26 protein-coding genes are annotated in these 24,715 nt (G+C 60.6%); 19 read left to right on the plus strand and 7 right to left on the minus strand.

The window, feature by feature from the left end; genetic code table 11:
* The first annotated feature begins 168 nt into the window (after positions 1 to 168).
* Complete coding sequence (locus tag AB1462_RS27050; protein WP_090401292.1) at positions 169 to 408, plus strand: DUF1161 domain-containing protein; 240 nt, start codon at positions 169 to 171, stop codon at positions 406 to 408.
* On the opposite strand, the gene AB1462_RS27055 is transcribed toward AB1462_RS27050, so the two are convergent.
* Entirely contained in the window at positions 409 to 831 is a 423-nt protein-coding gene (locus AB1462_RS27055) for a hypothetical protein (RefSeq protein WP_090401291.1), read from the minus strand.
* A gap of 110 nt (positions 832 to 941) precedes the next feature.
* Here AB1462_RS27055 and AB1462_RS27060 point away from each other — a divergent pair, with 110 nt between their 5' ends.
* Complete coding sequence (locus tag AB1462_RS27060; RefSeq protein WP_259194641.1) at positions 942 to 1,985, plus strand: aminopeptidase; 1,044 nt, start codon at positions 942 to 944, stop codon at positions 1,983 to 1,985.
* Between the two features lie 86 nt (positions 1,986 to 2,071).
* Here the strand turns inward: AB1462_RS27060 and AB1462_RS27065 are convergent, their stop codons facing one another.
* Positions 2,072 to 2,731, minus strand: a complete 660-nt coding sequence (locus AB1462_RS27065) for an HAD family hydrolase (protein WP_090401289.1) — start codon at positions 2,729 to 2,731, stop codon at positions 2,072 to 2,074.
* Positions 2,728 to 3,270: a gamma carbonic anhydrase family protein gene (locus tag AB1462_RS27070; RefSeq protein ID WP_090401288.1), complete on the minus strand. Its 543-nt coding sequence runs from the start codon at positions 3,268 to 3,270 to the stop codon at positions 2,728 to 2,730. The genes AB1462_RS27065 and AB1462_RS27070 overlap by 4 nt, the downstream gene beginning before the upstream one ends.
* 54 nt (positions 3,271 to 3,324) lie before the next feature.
* Here AB1462_RS27070 and prlC point away from each other — a divergent pair, with 54 nt between their 5' ends.
* Complete coding sequence (gene prlC / locus AB1462_RS27075) at positions 3,325 to 5,424, plus strand: oligopeptidase A (RefSeq protein ID WP_367248441.1); 2,100 nt, start codon at positions 3,325 to 3,327, stop codon at positions 5,422 to 5,424.
* Complete coding sequence (locus AB1462_RS27080; RefSeq protein WP_027608125.1) at positions 5,421 to 5,693, plus strand: YheV family putative zinc ribbon protein; 273 nt, start codon at positions 5,421 to 5,423, stop codon at positions 5,691 to 5,693. The genes prlC and AB1462_RS27080 overlap by 4 nt, the downstream gene beginning before the upstream one ends.
* A gap of 25 nt (positions 5,694 to 5,718) precedes the next feature.
* On the opposite strand, the gene AB1462_RS27085 is transcribed toward AB1462_RS27080, so the two are convergent.
* A complete protein-coding gene (locus AB1462_RS27085) occupies positions 5,719 to 6,405 on the minus strand; it encodes a tyrosine-protein phosphatase (protein ID WP_259194645.1) in 687 nt (228 codons plus the stop codon).
* A gap of 274 nt (positions 6,406 to 6,679) precedes the next feature.
* Between AB1462_RS27085 and AB1462_RS27090 the strand changes: the two genes are divergently transcribed.
* From AB1462_RS27090 to AB1462_RS27115, 6 genes are all read left to right on the plus strand, one after another.
* A complete protein-coding gene (locus AB1462_RS27090; protein ID WP_367248443.1) occupies positions 6,680 to 7,432 on the plus strand; it encodes a gluconate 2-dehydrogenase subunit 3 family protein in 753 nt (250 codons plus the stop codon).
* A 2-nt stretch (positions 7,433 to 7,434) separates the two neighbouring features.
* A complete protein-coding gene (locus AB1462_RS27095; RefSeq protein ID WP_315338799.1) occupies positions 7,435 to 9,219 on the plus strand; it encodes a GMC family oxidoreductase in 1,785 nt (594 codons plus the stop codon).
* Positions 9,220 to 9,231: 12 nt separating this feature from the next.
* Positions 9,232 to 10,530 carry a cytochrome c gene (locus AB1462_RS27100; RefSeq protein WP_259194648.1) on the plus strand — a complete coding sequence of 433 codons (1,299 nt, stop codon included), beginning with the start codon at positions 9,232 to 9,234 and terminating at the stop codon, positions 10,528 to 10,530.
* Positions 10,531 to 10,600: 70 nt separating this feature from the next.
* Entirely contained in the window at positions 10,601 to 11,659 is a 1,059-nt protein-coding gene (locus AB1462_RS27105) for a PA0069 family radical SAM protein (RefSeq protein ID WP_184745288.1), read from the plus strand.
* A gap of 227 nt (positions 11,660 to 11,886) precedes the next feature.
* Positions 11,887 to 12,618 (plus strand): carbonic anhydrase, encoded by a 732-nt coding sequence (locus AB1462_RS27110; protein ID WP_090401279.1) that lies wholly within the window; start codon positions 11,887 to 11,889, stop codon positions 12,616 to 12,618.
* Positions 12,619 to 12,703: 85 nt separating this feature from the next.
* Positions 12,704 to 14,251 (plus strand): SulP family inorganic anion transporter, encoded by a 1,548-nt coding sequence (locus AB1462_RS27115; protein ID WP_367248445.1) that lies wholly within the window; start codon positions 12,704 to 12,706, stop codon positions 14,249 to 14,251.
* A gap of 66 nt (positions 14,252 to 14,317) precedes the next feature.
* On the opposite strand, the gene AB1462_RS27120 is transcribed toward AB1462_RS27115, so the two are convergent.
* Positions 14,318 to 14,965: a hypothetical protein gene (locus AB1462_RS27120; RefSeq protein WP_090401277.1), complete on the minus strand. Its 648-nt coding sequence runs from the start codon at positions 14,963 to 14,965 to the stop codon at positions 14,318 to 14,320.
* Between the two features lie 367 nt (positions 14,966 to 15,332).
* Between AB1462_RS27120 and coxB the strand changes: the two genes are divergently transcribed.
* Genes coxB through AB1462_RS27140 form a run of 4 tightly spaced genes read left to right on the plus strand, consistent with a single transcriptional unit; the run spans position 15,333 to position 19,616 of the window.
* Positions 15,333 to 16,460 (plus strand): cytochrome c oxidase subunit II, encoded by a 1,128-nt coding sequence (coxB, locus tag AB1462_RS27125; protein ID WP_090401276.1) that lies wholly within the window; start codon positions 15,333 to 15,335, stop codon positions 16,458 to 16,460.
* A 58-nt stretch (positions 16,461 to 16,518) separates the two neighbouring features.
* Positions 16,519 to 18,108, plus strand: coding sequence for a cytochrome c oxidase subunit I (gene ctaD / locus AB1462_RS27130; protein ID WP_024072609.1), 1,590 nt, complete (start codon positions 16,519 to 16,521; stop codon positions 18,106 to 18,108).
* Between the two features lie 33 nt (positions 18,109 to 18,141).
* Complete coding sequence (locus AB1462_RS27135; RefSeq protein WP_090401275.1) at positions 18,142 to 18,693, plus strand: cytochrome c oxidase assembly protein; 552 nt, start codon at positions 18,142 to 18,144, stop codon at positions 18,691 to 18,693.
* 35 nt (positions 18,694 to 18,728) lie between these two features.
* A complete protein-coding gene (locus tag AB1462_RS27140; protein WP_053127337.1) occupies positions 18,729 to 19,616 on the plus strand; it encodes a cytochrome c oxidase subunit 3 in 888 nt (295 codons plus the stop codon).
* 6 nt (positions 19,617 to 19,622) lie between these two features.
* On the opposite strand, the gene AB1462_RS27145 is transcribed toward AB1462_RS27140, so the two are convergent.
* Complete coding sequence (locus AB1462_RS27145) at positions 19,623 to 19,826, minus strand: twin transmembrane helix small protein (protein WP_016978774.1); 204 nt, start codon at positions 19,824 to 19,826, stop codon at positions 19,623 to 19,625.
* Positions 19,827 to 19,871: 45 nt separating this feature from the next.
* Here AB1462_RS27145 and AB1462_RS27150 point away from each other — a divergent pair, with 45 nt between their 5' ends.
* The 5 genes from AB1462_RS27150 to AB1462_RS27170 are packed head-to-tail and all read left to right on the plus strand — an operon-like array spanning position 19,872 to position 23,795.
* Positions 19,872 to 20,636, plus strand: coding sequence for an SURF1 family protein (locus AB1462_RS27150; RefSeq protein WP_090401274.1), 765 nt, complete (start codon positions 19,872 to 19,874; stop codon positions 20,634 to 20,636).
* Positions 20,602 to 21,186 carry a hypothetical protein gene (locus AB1462_RS27155; protein ID WP_090401273.1) on the plus strand — a complete coding sequence of 195 codons (585 nt, stop codon included), beginning with the start codon at positions 20,602 to 20,604 and terminating at the stop codon, positions 21,184 to 21,186. Before AB1462_RS27150 ends, AB1462_RS27155 begins: the two co-directional genes overlap by 35 nt.
* Before the next feature lie 10 nt (positions 21,187 to 21,196).
* Positions 21,197 to 22,276 carry a heme A synthase gene (locus AB1462_RS27160; protein ID WP_090401272.1) on the plus strand — a complete coding sequence of 360 codons (1,080 nt, stop codon included), beginning with the start codon at positions 21,197 to 21,199 and terminating at the stop codon, positions 22,274 to 22,276.
* Positions 22,264 to 23,163, plus strand: coding sequence for a heme o synthase (gene cyoE, locus AB1462_RS27165; protein ID WP_090401271.1), 900 nt, complete (start codon positions 22,264 to 22,266; stop codon positions 23,161 to 23,163). The genes AB1462_RS27160 and cyoE overlap by 13 nt, the downstream gene beginning before the upstream one ends.
* Positions 23,160 to 23,795: an SCO family protein gene (locus AB1462_RS27170; RefSeq protein ID WP_090401270.1), complete on the plus strand. Its 636-nt coding sequence runs from the start codon at positions 23,160 to 23,162 to the stop codon at positions 23,793 to 23,795. The genes cyoE and AB1462_RS27170 overlap by 4 nt, the downstream gene beginning before the upstream one ends.
* 144 nt (positions 23,796 to 23,939) lie before the next feature.
* On the opposite strand, the gene AB1462_RS27175 is transcribed toward AB1462_RS27170, so the two are convergent.
* On the minus strand, positions 23,940 to 24,710 hold the full coding sequence (locus AB1462_RS27175; protein WP_090401269.1) for a MetQ/NlpA family ABC transporter substrate-binding protein: 771 nt from the start codon (positions 24,708 to 24,710) through the stop codon (positions 23,940 to 23,942).
* Between the last annotated feature and the right edge of the window lie 5 nt (positions 24,711 to 24,715).

The raw sequence follows: 24,715 nt of genomic DNA on the forward strand, positions 1-24,715 counted from the left end.
GCGGTCTATCAGTAACCGAGATGTTGACTGATGCACCGCTATCGGGAGCAAGCCCCCTCCCACATTTTGTTCTGCGTTAAATCAGAACTCGTGTTTCCTGAATGTGGTCCTATAGCCTATGCAGCCTTAGGCGCACACCCGTGCGCATGCATTCAGGGAGCTTCACACATGAAACGTTTTGCCTTGGCGATCATCTGCGGTGCGTTGGCCACTTCGGCCGTGGCCGCTCCAAAAGATTGTGAAGAGCTCAGGAAAGAGATCGAAGTGAAGATCCAGGCCAAGGCGATTCCGTCCTACACCCTGGAAATCATCACCGCCGAAGAAGCCAAGAATCATGACAGCGCGATGATTGTCGGTACGTGCGAAAACGGCACCAAGCGCATCATCTACCAGAAAAATAACGACTGATCACAGGCAGTTGACGCTGCGTTCTTCAGCCAGCAATTGGCGGGCGGCGTTATACAGTCGGATATTCGGCGTAAAGGCCAATGAGCGCCCTTCCAGGCGATAACGTTGGCCGGCCTCGAAATGGTCGTACTGCAGGGTGATGAAACAGGTGCGGTCGGCCGTTTGCCCAAAGCCATTGAGGCTGCCGCCGGTTGGCACCTCGAAATCAAAGCGCACCATCAACTCGTGACTGCCCGGTGGTACCTGGAAGTAGCGTCCGTCCGGCAGGCTCTTGCCGTCCAGGCGCTGCGCCATCACCAGCTTGGCTCCCGGCGTCGGCGTGGCGAAATCAATCCAGGCTTGATGCGGGTCGACCGGCGGGACGGGCGTCGAAGCGCAGGCGCTGAGGAACAGGGCGACGACGGAAAGCAGGAGCTGGCGCATGGCAGGTACTCAACGCGAGGAGAGGTTTGAGTATAAACACGCTGCGCCGTGGAAAAATCCCCTTCAGGCGCGATAGTCTGGCGCACAAATCACCCAGGAGCGGTCGAGGCATGGTCAGGCGTTTTCTTCCAGGGTTGATAGTTGTACTGCTCAGTGGCTGTTCCAGCGTCAGTTACTACAGCCAATTGGCGGGCGGCCAGTGGCAGCTGTTGCGGGCCCGAGAGCCGGTTGCCGAGGTCATCGCCGATCCATCACGGCCGCAGTTGCTGCGTGATCATCTGGCTCAATCACAGAAAGCTCGAACCTTCGCCAGTGAGCACCTGCATCTGCCGGACAACCAAAGTTACCGGCTGTACGCCGATATTGGCCGACCTTATGTGGTCTGGAATGTCTTCGCTACGCAGGAGTTTTCCCTGGCGCCTCAAACCCATTGTTTCCCCATTGCCGGTTGCGTGGCCTATCGCGGCTATTATCGCCAGGGTGCGGCGCGCGGTGAAGCGGCGTTGTTGCACCAACAAGGCCTCGACGTGTCGATTGGCGGTGTCGAAGCCTATTCCACCCTGGGATGGTTCAACGACCCGATCATGAATTCGATGATGAACTGGGGCGACGAACGCCTGGCCACGCTGATTTTCCACGAGCTGGCGCACCAGCGTTTCTACGTCAAAGACGACACCGAGTTCAACGAGTCATTTGCCAACTTCGTCGAGCAGGAAGGCACCCGCCAGTGGCGCGCGACCCAGGGCCTGGCGCCGCTTGGCAACTCGACGCGGCAGCAGCGTGACCAATTTACCCAACTGATCCTCGATACGCGTAAACGCCTGGAAAAACTCTACGCGCAACCGCTGTCTGCCGACGCGATGCGCCAGGCCAAGGCGGCCGAATTCGAGGGTTTGCGCCGTGAGTACCGGCAGCTGCGCGATAACCAATGGGGCGGGGACAAGCGTTATGACGCCTGGATGAACCTGCCGATGAACAATGCGCGATTGTTGCCGTTCGGGCTGTATGACCAATGGGTGCCGGCGTTTGCGGCGCTGTTCCGGCAGGAAGGTGGGGATTGGCTGAAGTTCTACGCAGCGGTGGAGAAGATGGGCAAGTTGCCGGTGGCGCAGCGCAAGGCCGCGTTGAGGCAGTTGGAAGGGGTTGATCTGTAGGGCCTCATCGGGAGCAAGCCCCCTCCCACATTTGCCCGGCGTACACAGGTCAACAGATGGGAGGGGGCTTGCCCCCGATGGCGGCCTCAAGGCCGCTGCAAAAACGCCTGATGCATCTGTGCCAATGTCTCAAAATGCCAGGTCGGCGCCTCGGCGTTCAACTCTTCGAAACTACCAAACCCATAACCGACGGCCGCCGAATCCACCCCATTACTACGCGCCCCGATCAGGTCGTGCTTACGATCACCAATCATCAGGGTGGTCGCCGGGTCCAGGCTTTCTTCGCTGATCAAATGCGCAATCAACTCGACCTTGTTGGTGCGTGTCCCGTCCAGCTCGCTGCCGTAGATCACCTTGAAGTGCCTGGCAAAATCGAAATGCCGCGCGATCTCGCGGGCAAACACCCAGGGCTTGGACGTGGCGACATACAGCTGGCGGCCCTGTTTGCTCAGGTCTTCGAGCAGCGGCATCACGCCGTCGAACACGCGGTTTTCATACAGCCCGGTGACCTTGAAGCGCTCGCGGTAGAAATTCACCGCCTCCCAGGCCTTGGCCTCATCGAAGTCGTAGAACTGCATGAACGCTTGCAGCAACGGCGGGCCGATGAAGTGTTCGAGTTTGGTCAGGTCGGGTTCGTCGATGCCCAGTTTGCCAAGGGCGTACTGGATCGAGCGGGTGATGCCCTCGCGCGGGTCGGTGAGGGTGCCATCCAGGTCGAACAGGACGGTTTGGTAATTGAGGATCATCGGTCGAATCCTTCAGCCAGGTGCAGGTCTTTGAGCTTCACGTAGTTGGCGGCGCTGTAGGTGAAAAAGGCGCGTTCCTTGTCAGTCAGCGGGCGGATTTGTTTAACCGGGCTGCCGACATACAAAAAACCGCTGTCGAGTTTCTTGCCCGGTGGCACCAGGCTGCCGGCGCCGATGATCACGTCGTCTTCCACCACGGCGCCGTCCATCACGATGCTGCCCATGCCGATCAAAATCCGGTTGCCCACCGTGCAGCCATGCAGCATGACTTTGTGGGCGATGGTGACGTCGTCGCCGATCAGCAGGGGGAAACCATCAGGATTGAACGGGCCCGCGTGGGTAATGTGCAGCACGCAGCCGTCCTGCACGCTGGTGCGCGCACCGATGCGGATGCGGTGCATGTCGCCGCGAATCACGGTCAGCGGCCAGACCGAGCTGTCGGTGCCGATTTCGACATCGCCGATCACCACCGCCGAAATATCGACAAAAGCCCCGGCGCCCAGGGTTGGCGTGTGGTTCTGATAGGTGCGAAGGGTCACGATAGCCTCTCTCTTATGTGCTGATAGCTGCGGTGGACGTTGATTGTAATTAAGATGGCCCCATCTTTGTTCTTACATGTTTCTTCAGCCAAGGTGCCAACCGTGAGCGCGAACAACCCTCTTCTGCAGTCCTACGACCTGCCGCCGTTCTCGGCGATCCGTGCCGAGCACGTGCAGCCGGCCATCGAACAGATCCTCGCCGACAACCGTGTTGCCATCGAAGGAATCCTGCAAAGCCAGGGTAAAAATCCTACATGGGCCGGGCTGGTGCTGGCCATGGACGAATTGAATGATCGCCTCGGCGCCGCCTGGAGCCCGGTCAGCCACCTCAATGCCGTGTGCAACAGCGCCGAGCTGCGCGAAGCCTACGAGGCGTGCCTGCCGGCATTGAGCGCCTACTCCACCGAGATGGGCCAGAACCGCGCGCTGTTCCAAGCCTTCGAAGCCCTGGCCAACAGCCCGGAAGCCGCCGGTTTCGACGTGGCGCAAAAAACCATTCTTGAACACTCCCTGCGCGACTTCCGCCTCTCGGGTATCGACTTGCCGCCTGAGCAGCAAAAACGTTACGCCGAAGTGCAGAGCAAGCTTTCCGAGCTGGGCAGCAAATTCTCCAACCAACTGCTGGACGCCACCCAGGCGTGGACCAAGCACGTCACCGAGGAAGCCACCCTCGCCGGCCTGACCGATTCGGCCAAGGCGCAGATGGCCGCTGCCGCGCAGGCCAAGGGCCTCGACGGTTGGCTGATCACCCTGGAGTTTCCGAGCTACTACGCGGTCATGACCTACGCCCAGGACCGCGCCCTGCGTGAAGAAATCTACGCGGCCTACTGCACCCGTGCGTCAGACCAAGGCCCGAATGCGGGTCAGAACGATAACGGCCCGGTGATGGAACAGATCCTCGACCTGCGTCAGGAACTGGCCAAGCTCTTGGGTTACGCCTCGTTCTCCGAGCTGAGCCTGGCCACCAAGATGGCCGAGTCCAGCGACCAGGTGCTGAGCTTCCTGCGTGACCTGGCCAAGCGCAGCAAGCCGTTCGCTGCCCAGGACCTGCAACAGCTCAAGGCCTACGCCGCCGAACAAGGCTGCGCCGACCTGCAAAGCTGGGACAGCGGTTTCTACGGTGAAAAGCTGCGTGAGCAACGCTACAGCGTGTCCCAGGAAGCCCTGCGCGCCTACTTCCCAATCGACAAGGTGCTGAGCGGCCTGTTCGCCATTGTGCAGCGTTTGTACGGTATCGAGATCGCCGAGCAAAAAGGCTTCGACACCTGGCACCCGGATGTTCGACTGTTTGAAATCAAGGAAAACGGCCAGCATGTCGGCCGCTTCTTCTTCGACCTGTACGCCCGCGCCAATAAGCGTGGCGGTGCCTGGATGGACGGCGCGCGCGACCGCCGCCGCACCATCGACGGCGTGCTGCAAAGCCCGGTGGCGAATCTGGTGTGCAACTTCACCCCGGCCGACAGCGGCAAGCCTGCCCTGCTGACCCACGATGAAGTGACCACCCTGTTCCACGAATTCGGCCACGGCCTGCATCACCTGTTGACCCGCGTCGAGCATGCCGGTGTGTCCGGTATTAACGGCGTGGCGTGGGATGCGGTGGAATTGCCGAGCCAGTTCATGGAGAACTGGTGCTGGGAACCGCAAGGCCTGGCGCTGATCTCCGGCCACTATGAGAGCGGCGAGCCACTGCCCCAGGACCTGCTGGAAAAAATGCTCGCGGCGAAGAACTTCCAATCCGGCCTGATGATGGTGCGCCAGTTGGAGTTCTCGCTGTTCGACTTCGAATTGCATGCCACCCATGGCGATGGCCGCAGCGTGGCCCAGGTGCTCGAAGGCGTGCGCGATGAGGTGTCGGTGATGCGTCCTCCTGCCTACAACCGTTTCCCTAACAGCTTTGCGCACATTTTTGCCGGCGGTTATGCCGCGGGTTACTACAGCTATAAATGGGCCGAAGTGCTGTCGGCGGATGCCTTCTCCAAATTCGAAGAAGACGGCGTGCTCAATGCCGAGACCGGCCGTGCCTTTCGCGAGGCGATCCTGGCGCGTGGCGGCTCCCAGGCACCGATGGTGCTGTTCGTCGACTTCCGCGGACGTGCTCCGTCGATTGACGCACTCTTGCGCCACAGCGGCCTGAGTGAGGACGCAGCAGCATGAGTGAAGGGCCTGTGATTACCAAAAAGCAATTTATCGCCGGGGCGGTGTGCCCGGCGTGCAGCGAGCCGGACAAGTTGAAGATGTGGACTGAGGACAGCGTGCCGCATCGCGAATGCGTGGCCTGCGGGTATACCGATACGCTGAATGATCAAGGTCTGTCGGTGCCCAAGGAGTTGGGCACGCGGGTCAATACGTCGGCGTTGAAAGCGCCGGACCCGAAGGTGCAGGCGGTGCAGTTTTTCCCTAACCCGAAGCTGAAGAAAGACTGATTCGTTTACCCCCTGGGAGCGCGTCTCAGGGGGTGACCAGCAGTGCAGTTTTTTCCTCGGCGGGCTCGTGATCCTTGCTCGCCGGGTTCAGCCAGCTGTTCATTGAGCACAGGGCAAACGCGCTGGTGCTGCAATCGCCATTCGCCAAGGCTGTGCGCAACTTGTCGATATCGGCCTTCATCATGTAGCGAATGCCGTCCTTGAAGCCGTTACTGGTGCCGAAACCGCCCAAGGTCATCTCGTTCAGCGCATCCTCCTTGCTCCATCCCTGGATTACCACGCGATACATCGCCGCCATCAGGCCGGTGCGGTCAGAACCGTGCTTGCAGTGCATCAGCACCGGGCCATTAGCTTCCGCTTCCTTGATCGCCCTGAGCGCCGCCAGCACGTCGGAGTCATCCACATGGTTGGTGCGATAACTCAACTGAACCTGACGGATGCCTGGAGCCTTCAGCCAGTTGCTATCGGGCTCGGGCAGGAAATTGATCACGGTGCCTATCTTGAGTTGTTCCAACAACGGCGCTGCATTGCTATCCGGCAGTGCGCTGCGATAGAGCGTCGGCGTCATTTGATGCAGGTTGTAGCGGTCGCCCACGGGTTGGGCCCATTCGGGAGAACGAAGGAACGTAGCATCATCGGCCTGTGCAAAAGCTGTGTTGAACAGTGCCATAAACGCCAGGCCGAGGGCTGGCAACCAATGATGCGTGTGCATGGGCGACGTAACCGTATAGGGAATGGGTGGATAGCGCCCAGAGTCAGTCACAGGGGGTCAACGAGGTGTGAGGTGCCCGTCAAAGAATCGTGAATCCTCAATCTTTAGTCGCTGAAACGATTCTCTCGATGCTTAGGCTGCTATCATTTGTAACCATTGTTTGCCGCTGCGCTCTATCCCTTTGGATCGCCTGGATCCAATTCGCCGCGCGACAAAACCAAGCCGCTCCCTAGAAGCGGCTGAAAACCCCGTGACCACATGATGAGGTGCCACCATGTCTGATCAAGATCAAGACAACCCCCGGCGTGACTTTCTACGCAAATCCTTGACCTTGATCCCGGTGGTCACGGTTGCCAGCACCGGCCTTGGCGGTTCGATGCTGATGGCGACACCTGCGCCTGCCGAGGCTGCGCCGGCTAAGCCAGCGGTCAGCGAAAAAGCCTACGAGCCAAGCTATTTCACTACCGAGGAATGGGCGTTTATCAACGCTGCCGTCGAGCGTCTGATCCCGGCCGATGCCCAAGGCCCCGGAGCCCTGGAAGCCGGCGCGCCGGAGTACATCGACCGTCAGATGAACACGCCTTACGCCAGCGGCGCCCTGTGGTTTATGCAAGGCCCGTTTAATGCCGATGCTCCACCGGAGATGGGCTGGCAGAGCAAATTGGTGCCCAAGGAGATCTATCGCCTGGGTATCGCCGCGACGGATGCCTGGTCGAAGGCGTTCAACGGCAAAGCTTTTGCTGCGCAAGACAGCGCTACCCGAGACGATATGCTGCGTCGCCTGGAAGCGGGCGGCAGTGAAGTCACGGCACATTTTGACGCGGTACCACCGAAGATATTCTTCAACCTGCTGCTGCAAAACACCAAGGAAGGGTTCTTCTGCGACCCGATCCACGGTGGCAACAAAGGCATGGTCGGCTGGACCATGATCGGCTTCCCCGGCGCCCGCGCCGACTTCATGGATTGGGTGGAACGCAACGAGCAGTACCCCTTCCCGGCAGTTTCCATCCGCGGCGAGAGGGCATAAACGTGGCGACCATCATGAAGAAAGTGGATGCGGTGATTGTCGGCTTCGGCTGGACCGGCGCGATCATGGCCAAAGAGCTGACGGAAGCGGGCCTCAACGTGCTGGCGCTGGAGCGCGGTCCGATGCAGGACACTTACCCGGACGGCAACTATCCCCAGGTCATCGACGAACTGACCTACAGCGTGCGTAAAAAACTCTTCCAGGACATCTCCAAGGAGACGGTGACGATTCGCCATAGCGTGAATGACGTTGCCTTGCCTAACCGTCAGCTCGGCGCGTTTTTGCCGGGTAACGGCGTGGGCGGTGCGGGCTTGCACTGGTCGGGCGTGCATTTCCGTGTCGATCCGATTGAACTGCGCATGCGCAGCCATTACGAAGAGCGCTACGGCAAGCATTTCATTCCCAAGGACATGACCATCCAGGACTTCGGCGTGAGCTACGAAGAGCTGGAGCCGTTTTTCGACTATGCAGAAAAAGTCTTCGGCACCTCAGGCCAGGCCTGGACCGTGAAAGGCCAGGTCGTGGGCGAAGGGCGTGGCGGCAACCCTTATGCGCCGGACCGTTCCAACCCATTTCCGTTGGAAGCGCAAAAGAACACAGTCTCCGCACAGCTGTTTCAGAAAGCGGCCGCCAGCGTCGGGTATAAGCCCTACAACCTGCCGTCAGCCAACACCTCGGGGCCCTACACAAACCCCTACGGCGCGCAGATGGGGCCGTGCAACTTCTGCGGTTTTTGCAGTGGCTACGTGTGCTACATGTACTCCAAGGCCTCGCCGAACGTGAACATCCTGCCGGCGCTGCGCCAGGTGCCGAATTTCGAGCTGCGGCCTAATTCCCACGTGCTCAAGGTCAACCTGGACAGCACCAAGAGCAAGGCCACCGGCGTGACCTACATCGACGCCCAGGGCCGCGAGTGCGAACAACCGGCAGACCTGGTGATCCTCGGCGCGTTCCAGTTCCACAACGTGCGGCTGATGCTGCTCTCGGGTATCGGCAAACCTTATGACCCGATTACCAATGAGGGCGTGGTGGGCAGGAACTTCGCCTACCAGAACATGGCCACCATCAAGGCGTTCTTCGACAAGGACACCCATACCAACAACTTCATCGGTGCCGGCGGCAATGGCGTGGCGATGGATGACTTCAACGCGGACAACTTCGACCACGGCCCTCATGGGTTTGTCGGGGGCTCACCGATGTGGGTCAACCAGGCGGGCAGCCGGCCGATTGCCGGTACGTCCAACCCGCCCGGCACACCGGCCTGGGGCAGTGCCTGGAAGCGCGCCACCGCCGATTACTACACCCACCAGGTGTCGATGGATGCTCACGGCGCCCATCAATCCTACCGGGGTAACTACCTGGATCTGGACCCTGTCTACCGCGATGCCTACGGCTTGCCGTTGCTGCGCATGACGTTCGACTGGCAGGAAAACGACATCAAGATGAACCGCTTCATGGTCGAAAAAATGGGCAAAGTCGCCGAAGCGATGAACCCCAAGGCGATTGCCGTGCTCGGTAAAAAAGTCGGTCAGCACTTCAACACCGCGTCCTACCAGACCACCCACCTCAACGGTGGTGCGATCATGGGCACCGACCCGAAAACCAGTGCGCTGAACCGCTACTTGCAGTGCTGGGATGTGCACAACGTGTTTGTCCCGGGCGCATCCGCTTTCCCACAAGGCTTGGGCTACAACCCTACCGGCCTGGTGGCGGCGTTGACCTACTGGTCGGCCCGGGCGATCCGCGAGCAGTACCTGAAAAACCCCGGCCCGCTGGTTCAGGCATAAGGAGCGATGACCATGAAAGCATTTGTTCTCGCGACGTTTGCCCTGCTCAGCAGCTGCTCGATCAGTGCCGCCGAAACCGACCTGATCAAGCAGGGCGAATACCTGGCCCGCGCCGGCGACTGCGTGGCCTGCCACACCGCCAAGGGCGGCAAACCGTTCGCCGGTGGCCTGCCGATGGAAACTCCCATCGGTGTGATCTATTCCACCAACATCACCCCGGACAAGACCGGTCTGGGCGACTACAGCTTCGAGGACTTCGACAAGGCCGTGCGTCACGGCGTCGCCAAGAGTGGCAGCACGCTTTACCCGGCGATGCCCTACCCGTCTTATGCGCGCGTCAGCGAAAGCGACATGCAGGCGTTGTATGCGTACTTCATGAAGGGCGTGGAACCGGTCGCCCAGGAGAACAAGGACAGCGACATTCCGTGGCCGTTGAGCATGCGTTGGCCGTTGGCGGCGTGGCGCTGGATGTTTGCCCCCGAGGTGGCGGACAAACCGGCCGTGGCGGGCGCAGACCCAGTGATCAGCCGCGGCGCTTACCTGGTGGAGGGCCTTGGCCACTGTGGCGCGTGCCATACACCACGCGCCCTTACCATGCAGGAAAAAGCCCTGAGCGCGACTGACGGCAACGCGTTCCTGTCCGGCAGTGCGCCGCTGGAAGGCTGGATTGCCAAGAGCCTGCGCGGTGACCACAAGGACGGTCTTGGCGGTTGGAGCGAGGAGCAACTGGTGCAATTCCTCAAGACCGGTCGCAGTGATCGCAGCGCGGTATTTGGCGGTATGAGCGACGTGGTTGTGCATAGCATGCAGTACATGTCGCAAGACGACCTGACGGCTATCGCCCGTTACCTCAAAAGCCTGCCGGCGGTGGACCCACAAGACCAGCCGCACCAGTACGACAAGCAGGTGGCCGAGGCGCTGTGGAAGGGCGATGACAGCAAGCCCGGCGCGTCGGTGTACATCGACAACTGCGCGGCCTGCCATCGTACCGATGGCCATGGCTATACGCGGGTGTTCCCGGCGTTGGCGGGCAACCCGGTGGTGCAGACCGCGGATGCCACGTCGTTGATCAACATCGTGTTGAACGGCGGCACGTTGCCGGCCACTCACACGGCGCCGTCGACCTTTACCATGCCGGCATTCGCCTGGCGCCTGTCGGACCAGGAAGTGGCGGATGTGGTCAGTTTCATCCGTGGCAGTTGGGGTAACCAGGGTGCACCGGTGAAAGCCAGTGACGTGGCCGACCTGCGCAAGAACGACATGCGCACCACCTCGGGCGATGACCTGGGGCAGGTCACACAAAAGCACTGACCGCCAAACGGCACTGGTCAGGAACCTCACGCCTCGATACTGTATATAAAAACAGTATCGAGGCGCTTTCATGTCTACTCCGCTGCCGCCCCGTGGTCGGGGCACGGCCACCAACCTGCATAATCGTTTTGCGCCCACCGTCAGCGTGGCCGAGGACGACGGCTGGTATCAGGAAGTGCCGCCCACCCAGGGCACCGAAGTGCGCATCGAGACGGCCAAGACCATCATCACCCGCAACAACTCGCCGGACCTGCCGTTCGACCGCTCCATCAACCCCTACCGTGGCTGCGAGCATGGCTGTATCTACTGCTATGCACGGCCCAGCCACGCCTATTGGGACATGTCACCGGGGCTGGATTTTGAAACCAGGCTGATCGCCAAGAGCAACGCGGCCGACGTGCTGGAACAGCAGCTGTCGAAGCCGGGCTATGTGTGTGCGCCGATCAACCTGGGCTCCAACACCGACCCGTACCAGCCTATCGAGCGTGAGTACAAGATCACCCGGCAAACCCTCGAAGTGCTGCTGCGCTATCGGCACCCGGTCACCATCATTACCAAGGGCTCGCTGATCCTGCGCGACCTGGACCTGCTGGCTGAGCTGGCCAGGCAGCGCCTTGTGGCGGTGATGATCAGCCTCACCAGCCTGGATGATGAGCTCAAGCGCATCCTGGAACCGCGCACAGCGGCGCCCAAGGCTCGGTTGCGGGCCATCCGGGTGATGCGCGAGGCGGGTATCCCGGTGGGCGTGCTGTGCTCACCGATGATCCCGATGATCAACGACAGCGAGCTGGAAAGCCTGCTCACCGAAGCCCATGCCGCCGGTGCGCAGAGTGCGGCCTACATGATGTTGCGCCTGCCGCTGGAGGTGGCGCCGCTGTTCGAGGAGTGGCTGGCGGCGCATTACCCGCAGCGTGCGGCCCATGTGATGAGCCTGGTACGTCAGGTGCGCGGTGGTGAGGTGTACGACAGTCGGTTCGGCGTACGCATGCGGGGCGAGGGGCCGTTTGCCGACCTGCTGGCCCAGCGCTTCAGCAAGGCGATCAAACGCTTGGGGCTGAATCGGCGAGAAGGTTTCAATCTTGATTGCACGGCGTTCTGTCCACCGGGCAGGCAGATGGCATTGTTGTAGACTTATGAGGAAGAATGCACCGCTCCTGTAGAAATAGTCGCGTTTTGATATTACTGAAACCCGCGATCTAGAGCGGTTCATTCAGTTTGAGTTAAGTTTCGGTGGTTACCTTGTTCAGCGAGTGACTGATGAGTCGGCGCCTTGATGTGTGAAGTTTTCCAACTATTCCACTCGCCAGGCGTCGAACTGACCTGAAAACTCCCCTGCATTAATCAAGAGGATGAATCATGAGTGACAAGGATAAACAGCCGTTGGCTGCGTCGGCTTCAGCCCCTCAGGTGGCGGAGTCTGCCGATGCAGCGCTAAAACATATCGTTGACGGCTTTTTGCATTTCCATCACGACGTCTTCCCTCAGCAGGAAGAACTCTTCAAGAAACTCGCCACGGCCCAGAGCCCACGGGCGATGTTCATTACCTGCGCCGACTCGCGCATCGTGCCTGAGCTGATTACCCAAAGCTCTCCCGGCGACCTGTTCGTGACCCGCAACGTCGGTAACGTCGTGCCGCCTTATGGGCAAATGAATGGCGGCGTTTCCACTGCCATCGAGTACGCCGTACTGGCCTTGGGCGTGCAGCACATCATCGTGTGCGGGCATTCCGACTGTGGTGCCATGCGTGCGGTCCTGAACCCCGCCAGCCTGGAGAAAATGCCGACGGTAAGGGCCTGGCTGCGGCACGCCGAAGTCGCCAAATCCATGGTCGAGGACAACTGCGACTGTGCCAACGAAGGCGAGAGCATGAAAGTGCTCACCGAAGAAAACGTCATCGCCCAACTGCAGCATTTGCGTACCCATCCCTCGGTGGCGTCGCGTATGGCCAATGGTCAGCTGTTTATTCACGGTTGGATCTACAACATCGAGACCAGCGAAATCCGCGCCTACGATGCGGACCAGTCAGCGTTCCGCCCGTTAGGCGGCGAAGGACCGATTCCATCCGCGACGCCTAAAGCGCGCTTCTAAAACACTTCCCTGCCGGGTAAAGCGGTGGCTGCCATGGATGCAGCCAGGCTTTGCCGCGCCCGGCGAATGCCTCGGGAGAGCCATCATGCGTGCTGCTCAATTGAAAGCTGTATTGCCACGGGAGCTGCTCGCCTCCGTGGTTGTGTTTCTGGTCGCCCTGCCCCTGTGCATGGGGATCGCGATCGCGTCCGGCATGCCGCCGGCCAAGGGCCTGATCACCGGGATTATCGGTGGCTTGGTGGTGGGCTGGTTGGCGGGTTCGCCGCTGCAGGTCAGCGGCCCGGCGGCGGGTTTGGCGGTATTGGTGTTCGAGTTGGTGCGCCAGCACGGGATGATGATGCTCGGGCCGATCCTGCTGCTGGCGGGTTTCCTGCAACTGGTGGCCGGGCGTTTGCGCCTGGGTTGCTGGTTCCGCGTCACGGCGCCGGCGGTGGTGTACGGGATGCTGGCGGGGATCGGCGTATTGATTGTGCTATCGCAGATCCATGTGATGCTCGACGGTGCGCCCAAGCCCTCAGGGCTGGATAACCTGGCGGGCTTCCCCGCCGCGCTGGTGGAGGCGATTCCAACCTTGGGCGGCGGCCTGGGTTGGCAGGCCGGATTGCTCGGTTTGTCGACGATGCTGGTGATGTACCTGTGGGATAAATTCCGTCCGCAAACCCTGCGCTTCGTGCCCGGAGCGCTGTTGGGCGTGGGCCTGGCAACGGTGACCAGCCTGGTGTTGGCGTTGCAGGTCAAGCGTGTGGAGGTGCCGGAGAACCTCGCCGACGCCATCGATTGGCTGCGTCCCAGTGACCTGCTGAACCTGGCCGACCCCCAGTTGTTGATCGCCGCGTTTGCCGTGGCGTTTATCGCCAGTGCCGAAACCCTGCTCTCCGCTGCAGCGGTCGACCGCATGCACAGTGGCCAACGTTCCGACTTCGACAAGGAATTGTCTGCTCAAGGTGTAGGCAACATGCTATGCGGCCTGGTCGGTGCCCTGCCGATGACCGGTGTGATCGTGCGCAGCTCGGCCAACGTGCAGGCCGGTGCTACCACGCGCTTGTCGGCGATGTTCCATGGTGTATGGCTGTTGGGCTTCGTGTTGTTGCTGTCGAGGGTGTTGCAGAGCATTCCGGTGGCGAGCCTCGCGGGTGTATTGGTGTACACCGGGATCAAACTGGTGGATATCAAGGCCTTCAAGGCGCTCGGTCGCTATGGGCGTATGCCGATGTTTACCTACGCGGCCACGGCGTTGGCAATCATTTTCACCGACCTGCTGACCGGTGTGCTGGTGGGCTTCGGGCTTACGCTGGTCAAGCTGGCGTTCAAGGCCTCGCGCCTGAAAGTCAGCCTGATCGACCTGCCCCAGGAGGGGGAAATGGAGCTGCGTTTGACCGGCGCGGCGACCTTCCTGAAAGTGCCGGCATTGACCCAGGTGCTGTCGACGGTGCCTGCGGGCACCACCGTGCACGTACCGCTGAGCAACCTGAGCTATATCGACCATTCCTGCCTGGAGTTGCTGGAGGAATGGGGCCGGGCGAATGCGGCCAAGGGCTCGAAGCTGGTGATCGAGGCGCGTGGGTTGAAGCGCAGGCTCGAAGGCCGGGTCAGGACGACGACAGGGATCGGCTCGGCGCCCTCAATCGGCTGAGGCAGCCGGATCAACATGTGGGAGGGGGCGAGCCCCTCCCACATTCGTTCTGGCCTAATTTAAGATTTAAGCTGGCTGATCCAGTGCCAACTCAACCCCCAGTTGGCGGGAAAGACACGGCCAGCGCTTCCACGCGGCTTCCGTTTCCGGGCTTTTCAGCTGCTCGCGATACGCCTCGACAGACTCCAGCGCAAAACTGTCTTCGTTGAGCATTTCATCCACGGCATGGTGTACGGCTTCATCGAGCTGGTTGGCGAATGCTTCGCCGATCAACTGATGGGCAATCAGGTTGGCCACGGTGGTGTCTGCTGGAATCAACGGCTGGCCGAAGTGCTTGATATACAGATCGTTGACTTCTTCAACCAGGCGATGGGCCAAGTAAGCCTCGTCGAGCAGGCCGTCGAGCCCCAGGTGGCCCGCCAGAATAGCCGGTGGTTGCAGAAAGAACTGCTCGGCGATCTTCAGCACCGGCTTGATCTGGCTTTCGATACCGGCTTCGCGTGCCACGTCATTGGCGGCTTCCAGCAAGTCCGGGACGAGTTCGATGTAGGCGGTCACAAAGCGAGTCATGACGATGTTGCGATCACCGTCAACCAGGGAAATGGCCGAATGCAGGTGCGGCAATTGCTCTTCCAGCTGCTTGGCCAGTTGGCCGGTGCTGGCTTCGTGTTGATGGGCAAGGGAAATCTGCTCGCGCAATGCGGCGGTGTTCATGAAGGCTCCAGTGAAGCAGGTGTAGGAATAGGGACAGCATAAGGTAGCTCGTTTATACGAGCGCCTAAGACGCATTTGTCATAATTATTTCATGGTTATGCACCCGCGTTATATCGAATTGCCATCGTTCGTCGGATAAACGATTCCGCACCCGGTTTTATTAGGCCCGGCCACTCATTTTTGCTCATTTGCCCCTACACATTGCGGGGTTGCAGAGCGTGTCTATACTCGGGTTTGTACGCGATTAGCTGATGACGCCAGACTGCATAAGCAGGTAAGGCTAAGCGGTTGTAAGCAGTATGGAAGCCGCTCCCTTCGACGCAGGTGCAAACCGGCGGGATAACAAGAACGATAAGGGGAACCCGCAATGACGCGACATCCACACGTTTGGATGGGCCTTCTGTTGTGGTCAGTATTCGGCCAGGCGCACGCCGCCTGGACAATGAATATGGCACCAGGGGCAACTGAAGTCAGTCACGCTGTGTTTGACCTGCACATGACCATTTTCTGGATCTGTGTGGTGATCGGCATTGTCGTATTTGGCGCAATGTTCTGGTCGATGATCCTTCATCGCCGCTCTACAGGCCAGGTCGCGGCCAAATTCCACGAAAGCACGACCGTGGAGATTCTCTGGACCGTGGTGCCCTTGCTGATCCTGGTGGCGATGGCCATTCCGGCGACCAAGACCCTGATCAACATCTACGACAGCAGTGAGTCGGATATCGATATCCAGGTCACCGGCTATCAGTGGAAGTGGCATTACAAATACCTGGGCCAGGATGTGGAGTTCTTCAGCAACCTGGCCACGCCCGCCGAGCAGATCCATAACCAGGCGACCAAGGGCGAACACTACCTGCTGGAAGTCGACCAGCCGCTGGTGCTGCCGGTGGGCGCCAAGGTGCGCTTCCTGGTAACCGCCGCCGACGTGATCCACTCCTGGTGGGTGCCGGCCTTCGCGGTCAAGCGCGACGCCATCCCGGGTTTCGTCAACGAGGCCTGGACCCGCGTCGAGAAGCCCGGCATCTACCGTGGCCAGTGCGCCGAACTGTGCGGCAAGGACCATGGCTTCATGCCCATCGTGGTCGAGGTCAAGTCCAAGGCCGACTACGACACCTGGCTCGGCGAACGCAAGGCAGAGGCCGCCAAGCTCAAGGAGCTGACCTCCAAAGAGTGGACGCTCGAAGAGCTGGTGGCCCGTGGCGACAAGGTCTACCACACCACCTGCGTGGCCTGTCACCAGGCCGAAGGCCAGGGCCTGCCGCCGATGTTCCCGGCGCTCAAGGGCTCGAAGATTGCCACCGGACCCAAGGAAGGCCACCTCAGCATCGTCTATCACGGCAAGCCTGGTACCGCGATGGCCGCCTTCGGCAAGCAGCTCTCGGAAGTCGATATCGCCGCCGTAGTGACCTACGAGCGCAACGCCTGGGGCAACAACAAAGGCGACATGGTCACGCCTAAAGACGTGCTGGCCATCAAGCAGGCGGAAAGCAAATGACCTACTTCATCGCTTTTACCTCGACCCGCCCCGCCCACTCGCTTGCAGGAGAACGGCCATGAGCGCTGTGATCGATGACCATGGCCACGCCGGTGACCATGCCCACGGCCCCGCCAAGGGTTTGATGCGCTGGGTGCTGACCACCAACCATAAAGACATCGGCACCATGTACCTGTGGTTCGCGTTCACCATGTTCCTGCTCGGCGGCTCGTTCGCCATGGTGATCCGTGCCGAATTGTTCCAGCCTGGCCTGCAGATCGTCGAGCCGGCGTTTTTCAACCAGATGACCACCATGCACGGCCTGATCATGGTGTTCGGTGCGGTGATGCCGGCGTTTGTCGGTCTGGCCAACTGGATGATTCCGCTGATGATCGGCGCGCCGGACATGGCCTTGCCGCGCATGAACAACTTCAGCTTCTGGCTGCTGCCGGCGGCGTTCCTGCTGCTGGTCTCGACCCTGTTCACGCCCGGCGGCGGGCCGAATTTCGGCTGGACCTTCTACGCCCCGCTCTCTACCACCTACGCACCGGAAAGCGTGACGTTCTTCATCTTCGCCATCCACTTGATGGGCATCAGTTCGATCATGGGTGCGATCAATGTGGTCGCCACCATCCTCAACCTGCGTGCGCCCGGCATGACCTTGATGAAGATGCCGCTGTTTGTCTGGACCTGGCTGATCACCGCGTTCCTGCTGATCGCGGTAATGCCGGTACTGGCCGGCTGCGTGACCATGATGCTGATGGACATCCACTTCGGCACCAGCTTCTTCAGCGCGGCCGGTGGCGGTGATCCGGTGCTGTTCCAGCATGTGTTCTGGTTCTTCGGCCACCCCGAGGTGTACATCATGATCCTGCCGGCGTTTGGCGCCGTCAGTTCGATTATCCCGACCTTCTCGCGCAAACCGTTGTTCGGCTATACGTCGATGGTCTACGCCACGGCGAGCATCGCGTTCCTGTCGTTTATCGTGTGGGCGCACCATATGTTCGTGGTGGGTATACCGTTGGTGGGCGAACTGTTTTTCATGTACGCCACGCTGCTGATCGCCGTACCTACGGGGGTTAAGGTGTTCAACTGGGTCAGCACCATGTGGCAAGGCTCGCTGACCTTCGAGACACCGATGCTGTTTGCCGTGGCCTTCGTGATCTTGTTCACCATCGGCGGCTTCTCCGGGTTGATGCTGGCGATTGCCCCGGCGGACTTCCAGTACCACGACACCTACTTTGTGGTGGCGCACTTCCATTACGTACTGGTGCCTGGCGCGATCTTCGGCATCTTCGCCTCGGCCTACTACTGGCTGCCGAAATGGACCGGCCACATGTACGACGAAACCCTGGGCAAGCTGCATTTCTGGTTGTCTTTCGTGGGCATGAACATGGCGTTCTTCCCAATGCACTTCGTGGGGCTGGCCGGCATGCCGCGGCGGGTGCCGGACTACAACCTGCAGTTCGCCGACTTCAACATGGTCTCGTCCATTGGTGCCTTCATGTTTGGCGCCACGCAGATCTTCTTCCTGTTTATCGTGATCAAGTGCATCCGTGGCGGCCCGCCGGCACCGGCCAAGCCGTGGGATGGCGCCGAAGGGCTGGAGTGGAGCGTGCCTTCGCCCGCGCCGTACCACACCTTCACCACGCCACCGGAGGTCAAATGAACACGCTGATCGCCTTCGCTTCAGGGGGATGTCATGGCTGACTCCGTGCCCCTCAAGCGCCTGGTCACCCGCCTGTTGATCCTGGTGGTGGCGATGTTCGCCTTTGGTTTCGCCCTGGTGCCGATCTACGACGTGATGTGCAAGGCGTTCGGCATCAACGGCAAGACGGCCGGGCAATACGAGGGCGAGCAGGTCGTCGACCTCACGCGGCAGGTACGGGTGCAGTTCCTGTCCACCAATGCCATCGACATGGTCTGGGATTTTCACTCCAAGGCTGACGAGGTGGTGGTCAACCCCGGCGCAGTCACCGAGATGCTGTTCGTGGCCTACAACCCCACCGACAAACCGATGACCGCCCAAGCGGTGCCAAGCATTTCCCCGGCCGAGGCGGCGATGTACTTCCACAAGACCGAATGCTTTTGCTTCACCCAGCAAGTGCTGCAACCAGGCCAGCGCATCGAGATGCCGGTGCGTTTTATTGTCGACCGCGACATGCCCAAGGATGTGAAGCATTTGACCCTGGCGTACACGCTGTTTGATATCACTGCGCGCCAACCGCCGGTGGCTGTCCGTACCGGCGGCTAGCTACTGTTTGCCCGCTCAATCAGGAGAGCGAATACATGTCGACTCATGATACGTACTACGTACCAGCGCAAAGCAAATGGCCGATAATTGCCACGATTGGCATGCTGGTCACCGTGTATGGCCTGGCCGTGTGGTTCAACGACCTGAAGGCGGCACGCCCGGAATCCCACGGGCCGTGGATCTTTTTCGTCGGTGGGCTGTTGCTGGCCTACATGCTGTTCGGCTGGTTCGGCGCGGTGATCAAGGAAAGCCGTGCCGGTTTGTACAGCGCGCAGATGGACCGCTCGTTTCGCTGGGGCATGACCTGGTTCATCTTTTCCGAGGTGATGTTCTTTATCGCGTTCTTCGGTGCGCTGTTCTATGTGCGGCATATGTCTGCGCCCTGGTTGGCCGGTGAAGGCTCGAAGGGCATCGCGCACATGCTGTGGCCGAGTTTCGAGTTCGCCTGGCCGTTGCTCAACAACCCCGATCCAAAGCTGTACCCCGCACCCGAGGGCACCATCAGCCCCTGGGGCCTGCCGTTGGTCAATACCATTTTGCTGGTGAGCTCGAGCGTGACCATCACCATCGCCCACCATGCCCTGCGCAAGGGCCATCGCGGTGCGCTGAAGATCTGGCTGGCGATCACCGTGTTGCTTGGCCTGGCGTTTCTCGGGTTCCAGGCCGAGGAATACATCCACGCCTACAAAGAGCTGGGCCTGACCCTTGGCTCAGGCGTGTATGGCGCAACCTTCTTCATGCTCACGGGCTTTCACGGCGCCCACGTGACCATCGGCACCATCATTTTGTTTGTGATGCTGATGCGCATCCTGCGCGGGCATTTCAATGCCGAGCATCAGTTCGGTTTCGAAGCGGCCAGTTGGTATTGGCACTTCGTGGATGTGGTGTGGATTGGGCTGTTTTTCTTCGTCTATGTGCTGTGAGGCGACTTACCAAGGCGCGTGAGACACCAGCTGGCCGCTGAAAAAGCCCCAGGCGATCAAGGCCACGGTGATCACGGCCAGTACGACACGCACGGTCAAGGCAGTGACGAGGCGGTTGGAGTTGCCCTCGTCCTTGACCAGAAAGAACAAGCCACTGAACAGGCTCACGACGGTCGCGATCAGCATCAGGGCAATGGCTGCTTTGAGCATGGTCTGGTTCCTGGCTTTGGTGGGCATTGAGGGGATGGGCGGGCAATGAAAACAAGTATAGCCAGCGCCATGAAACGCTTTCGTCCAGGTATCGCACCGACCCTGGTGGTGATGATTCTGCTGCCGTTGATGGTGGGCCTGGGTTTCTGGCAACTGTCACGCGGCCATGAGAAGCAGTTGCTGGTGGACAGCTATGCCGAACGCCGCGTGGCTGAGCCGATCAGCAGTGTGCAGCTCGGTGACATGGCGGACCCGGCCTTTCGCCGCGTGCATCTGCGCGGGCAATTCGATGCCGAGCACAGCGTACTGCTGGATAACCGCATGCGCGACGGCAAGGCCGGTGTCGAGTTGCTGCAACCCTTTCACGATCAGGCCAGCGGCCTATGGCTGTTGCTCAATCGCGGTTGGTTGCCGTGGCCGGATCGGCGCACCCCGCCCGTCTTCACCACCCCAGACCAGCCTTTGAATCTCGACGCCTGGGTGTATGTCGCGCCCGGCGAAACATTCCAGTTACATGCAGACCCCACGACCGCGCAATGGCCGCGCCTGTTGACCGCGCTGCACCCCGCTGCGTTATGGGCTGAGCTCGGTCGCAGCGGTTTTGCCTACGAACTGCGCACTGAAGCCGGCCCCGGTACGTACGAAACCACTTGGCCCATCGTTGCGATGGGCCCGGAAAAACACCTGGCCTACGCGGTGCAGTGGTTCGCCATGTCGCTGGCGCTATTGGCGCTTTACCTCTACCTCGGATGGCACACCACAAAGGAGAAGCCCCATGGGAACGGCCATGAATCCACCCAACATGTCTGAGGTGCCTGATCGGCGCAAAGGCCGCTGGCAACTGTTGTTGATCCTGCTGATGGTGATCGGCCCGATGGCGCTGGCCACCTTCATGTACAAACTGCAGTTCTGGGTGCCGGACAGTCGCAGCTACCACGGGGAAATGATCGGTAACGGTCAGACCCGCGCCGATATTGGCGTGCAGGCCGATGAACAGCGCTGGCAGTTGCTGGTCACCGCGCCCGCTGCCTGCGCTGCCGATTGCCAGCAACTGGTGTACCTCGCGCGCCAACTGCAGATCGGCCTGGGGCGCGACGCCTCACGCGCCAGCCATGCCCTGGCCAGTGCGCAACCGGTCGGTACCGACTATGACGCTAAGTTGAAGGTCGAATACCCGCAATTGCAGCGCTACTCGCTGGACCTTTCGACCTTCACCAAAAACGCCGCCGCGCCGGGCGATGCGCAACTGTGGATCGTCGACCCCCACGGCAATCTGGTGCTGCGCTACGACGCCAAGGTCAAGGGCAAGGACTTGCTCAATGATCTGCGCCACCTGCTGAAACTGTCGAACATCGGATAAGGGCATCGTCATGGCCAAACCTGGATTTCGCCTCGCGTTGTTTGCCACCCTGCTGGCGCTGATCGTCGTGCTGCTCGGCGCCTACACCCGCCTGACCCATGCCGGCCTTGGTTGCCCGGACTGGCCGGGCTGCTACGGCTTTATCAGCGTGCCGCAAAGCGAGGCCCAGTTGGCCCATGCCGAATTGCATTTTCCCGATACGCCAGTGGAGGCTGACAAGGGCTGGGCCGAGATGACCCATCGCTACTTTGCCGGCACCCTGGGCCTGTTGATTGTGCTGTTGGCGGCGCGTTCGTGGAGCCATCGGCATGATCCGGGCCAGCCGGTGAAACTGCCGTTGTTTGTGCTGATGGTGGTATTCGCCCAGGCGGCGTTTGGCATGTGGACGGTGACCTTGAAGCTATGGCCCCAGGTGGTGACGGGGCATTTGTTGGGCGGCTTTGCGACCTTGAGCCTGTTGTTCCTGCTGACCCTGCGCTTGTCCGGCGTGCTGCCCGCCTTGATCGTGCCCAAGCGCCTGCAATATTGGGCCACGGCGGGTCTGGTGCTGGTGATCGGCCAGATTGCCTTGGGCGGCTGGGTCAGTTCCAACTACGCGGCGGTGGCCTGTATCGATTTGCCCACTTGCCACGGCCAGTGGTGGCCTGCGGCGGACTTCGCCAACGGCTTTCACCTGACCCAGCACATCGGGCCCAATTACCTTGGCGGCCAACTCGACAGCGATGCGCGCACCGCCATCCACCTGACCCACCGCATCGGTGCGGTGCTGGTCACCGTGGTGCTTGCGGGCTTGGCCTGGCAGCTGCGCGTGGTCGGTATGACTCGGCTCGCGGGCCTGCTGTTGATTGCCCTGGCGGCCCAAATCAGCCTGGGCCTGAGCAACGTGTATTTCCACCTGCCGCTGCCGGTTGCGGTCGGCCATAACGCCGGCGGCGCGGCGCTGTTATTGAGCCTGGTGCTGGTCAATTACCACGCCCGCACCAGTCTGGTCCGGGTACGTCACCAACTGCCCTTCGGCTGGCGCTTCAGCCCGCGCAAACACGTATCGGGCCTCATCACCCTTAAAGGAGAGATGCCATGGCGACCTTGATCGGCGCGCGCCACAGCCAGGCGATCTGGCGCGATTACCTGGAGCTGACCAAGCCGAAAGTGGTGGTGTTGATGCTCATCACCTCCTTGGTCGGCATGTTCCTCGCGACCCGCGCCGGCGTGCCGTGGGCGGTGCTGATTTTCGGCAACCTGGGGATAGCCCTGTGTGCTGGTGGCGCGGCGGCGGTGAACCATGTAGTGGACCGGCGGATTGATGCGGTGATGGCCCGCACCCATAAGCGACCGTTGGCGCAGGGCCGTGTATCGCCGATGGCGGCGCTGGCCTTTGCTTTGTTTCTAGCCGTTGCAGGATTGGCCTTGTTGCTGGCGTTCACCAATCCCCTGGCGGCATGGCTGACGCTGGCTTCGCTGTTGGGTTACGCGGTGATCTACACCGGCTTTCTCAAGCGCGCGACGCCACAAAATATTGTTATTGGCGGCTTGGCCGGTGCCGCGCCGCCGCTGTTGGGCTGGGTCGCCGTCACCGGCCACGTCAGCGCCGAACCCTTGTTATTGGTGCTGATCATCTTCGCCTGGACCCCGCCGCACTTCTGGGCGCTGGCCATTCACCGCAAGGAGGAATACGCCAAGGCCGACATCCCGATGCTGCCGGTCACCCATGGCGAGCACTACACCAAGGTGCATATCCTGCTCTACACCTTCGCCCTGTTGGCGGTGAGCCTCATGCCCTATGTGATCCATATGAGCGGCCTGCTCTACCTGGCGTGTGCGCTGGTTTTGGGCGGACGCTTTCTGCAATGGGCCTGGGTGCTGTACCGTGGCGCTCAGCCGCACGCGGCGATCAACACCTTCAAGTACTCTATCTGGTACCTGTTCCTGCTGTTTATCGCCCTGCTCGTAGACCACTACTTACTGTTGAACCTATGACTCGAACTCAAAAAACCGTCTTTATCCTGGTGGCCATCGTCGCGTTGATCATGGGCCTGACCGTCAACAAAGTGCTCTCGGGCAAAGGCCAGGGCGACCCTACCGCGTTGATCGACGCCGGCATCATCCTGCTGCCGCAAAGCCGTCAGTTGCCACCGGTGAGCATGACCAACCAGGACGGCCAGCCGGTGCTGGTCAACGAGTTGAAAGGCAAGTGGAGCCTGCTGTTCTTCGGCTACACCTTCTGCCCCGACATCTGCCCGACTACCCTCGCCCAACTGCGCCAGATCAAGAGCGAGTTGCCTAAAGAGGCTGTGGACAAGTTTCAAGTGATCCTGGTCAGCGTCGACCCGAACCGCGACACGCCGACCCAGCTCAAACAGTACCTGGGCTATTTCGACCCGCAATTCGAAGGCCTCACCGGCGCGAACGTGGAGGATGTGCAGAAGGTCTCGAATGCCGTGAGCATCCCGTTCATCCCGGCAGACACCAGCAAGCCCAACTACACCGTCGACCACAGCGGCAACCTCGCGCTGATCGGCCCGGATGGTACCCAGCGCGGGTTTATCCGTGCGCCGTTGAACAATCAGAAGCTGGTAGCGCAACTGCCGGGGCTGTTGCAGCGCAAGTAACAGGCAACACAAAACACATGTGGGAGGGGGCTTGCCCCCGATGGCGGCAGATCAGTCAGCTCATGCAGCGACTGCTACTCCGCAATCGGGGGCAAGCCCCCTCCCACATTTTTTGATCTCCAGAGTGTTGGAGATCGAGCTGGATCAGAACGCCGGCAGGATCGCGCCTTTGTACTTCTCTTGGATGAATTGCTTCACTTCAGGAGTGTGCAGGGCTGCAATCAGCTTCTTCATCGCGTCCGAATCCTTGTTGTCTTCGCGGCTCACCAGGATGTTCACGTAAGGCGAGTCATTGCCTTCGATCACCAGGGCGTCCTTGGAAGGGTCCAGTTTGGCTTCCAGCGCGTAGTTGGTGTTGATCAGCGCCAGGTCGACCTGGGTCAGCACGCGCGGCAGGGTGGCGGCTTCGAGTTCGCGGAATTTCAGGTTTTTCGGGTTTTCGGTGATGTCCTTGATGGTCGACAGGATGTTGGTCGGGTCCTTCAGGGTGATCAGGTTGTGTTTGGCCAGCAGCAGCAGCGCACGGCCGCCGTTGGTGGCGTCGTTCGGGATCACCACGTTGGCGCCGCTTGGCAGTTCCTCCAGCTTCTTGTACTTGCTGGAGTAAGCGCCCAGGGGCTCCAGGTGCACCGCGCCGACGCTCACCAGGTGAGTGCCCTTGGCCTTGTTGAACTCATCCAGGTACGGCTGGTGCTGGAAGAAGTTGGCGTCCAGGCGCTTTTCCGACACTTGCACGTTTGGCTGTACGTAGTCAGTGAACACTTTGACCTGCAGGTCCACGCCTTCTTTGGCAAGCGCAGGCTTCACGAATTCCAGGATTTCCGCGTGGGGCACCGGCGAGGCGGCGACCGTGATGGTCTCGGCGTGGGCGGAAAACGCGGCAACGGCGGCGAAAGCAACCAGTAGTTTTTTCATCCAAC

The sequence above is a fragment of the Pseudomonas sp. SB113 genome, from assembly GCF_040754745.1.
GTDB classification, from domain to species: domain Bacteria; phylum Pseudomonadota; class Gammaproteobacteria; order Pseudomonadales; family Pseudomonadaceae; genus Aquipseudomonas; species Aquipseudomonas grimontii.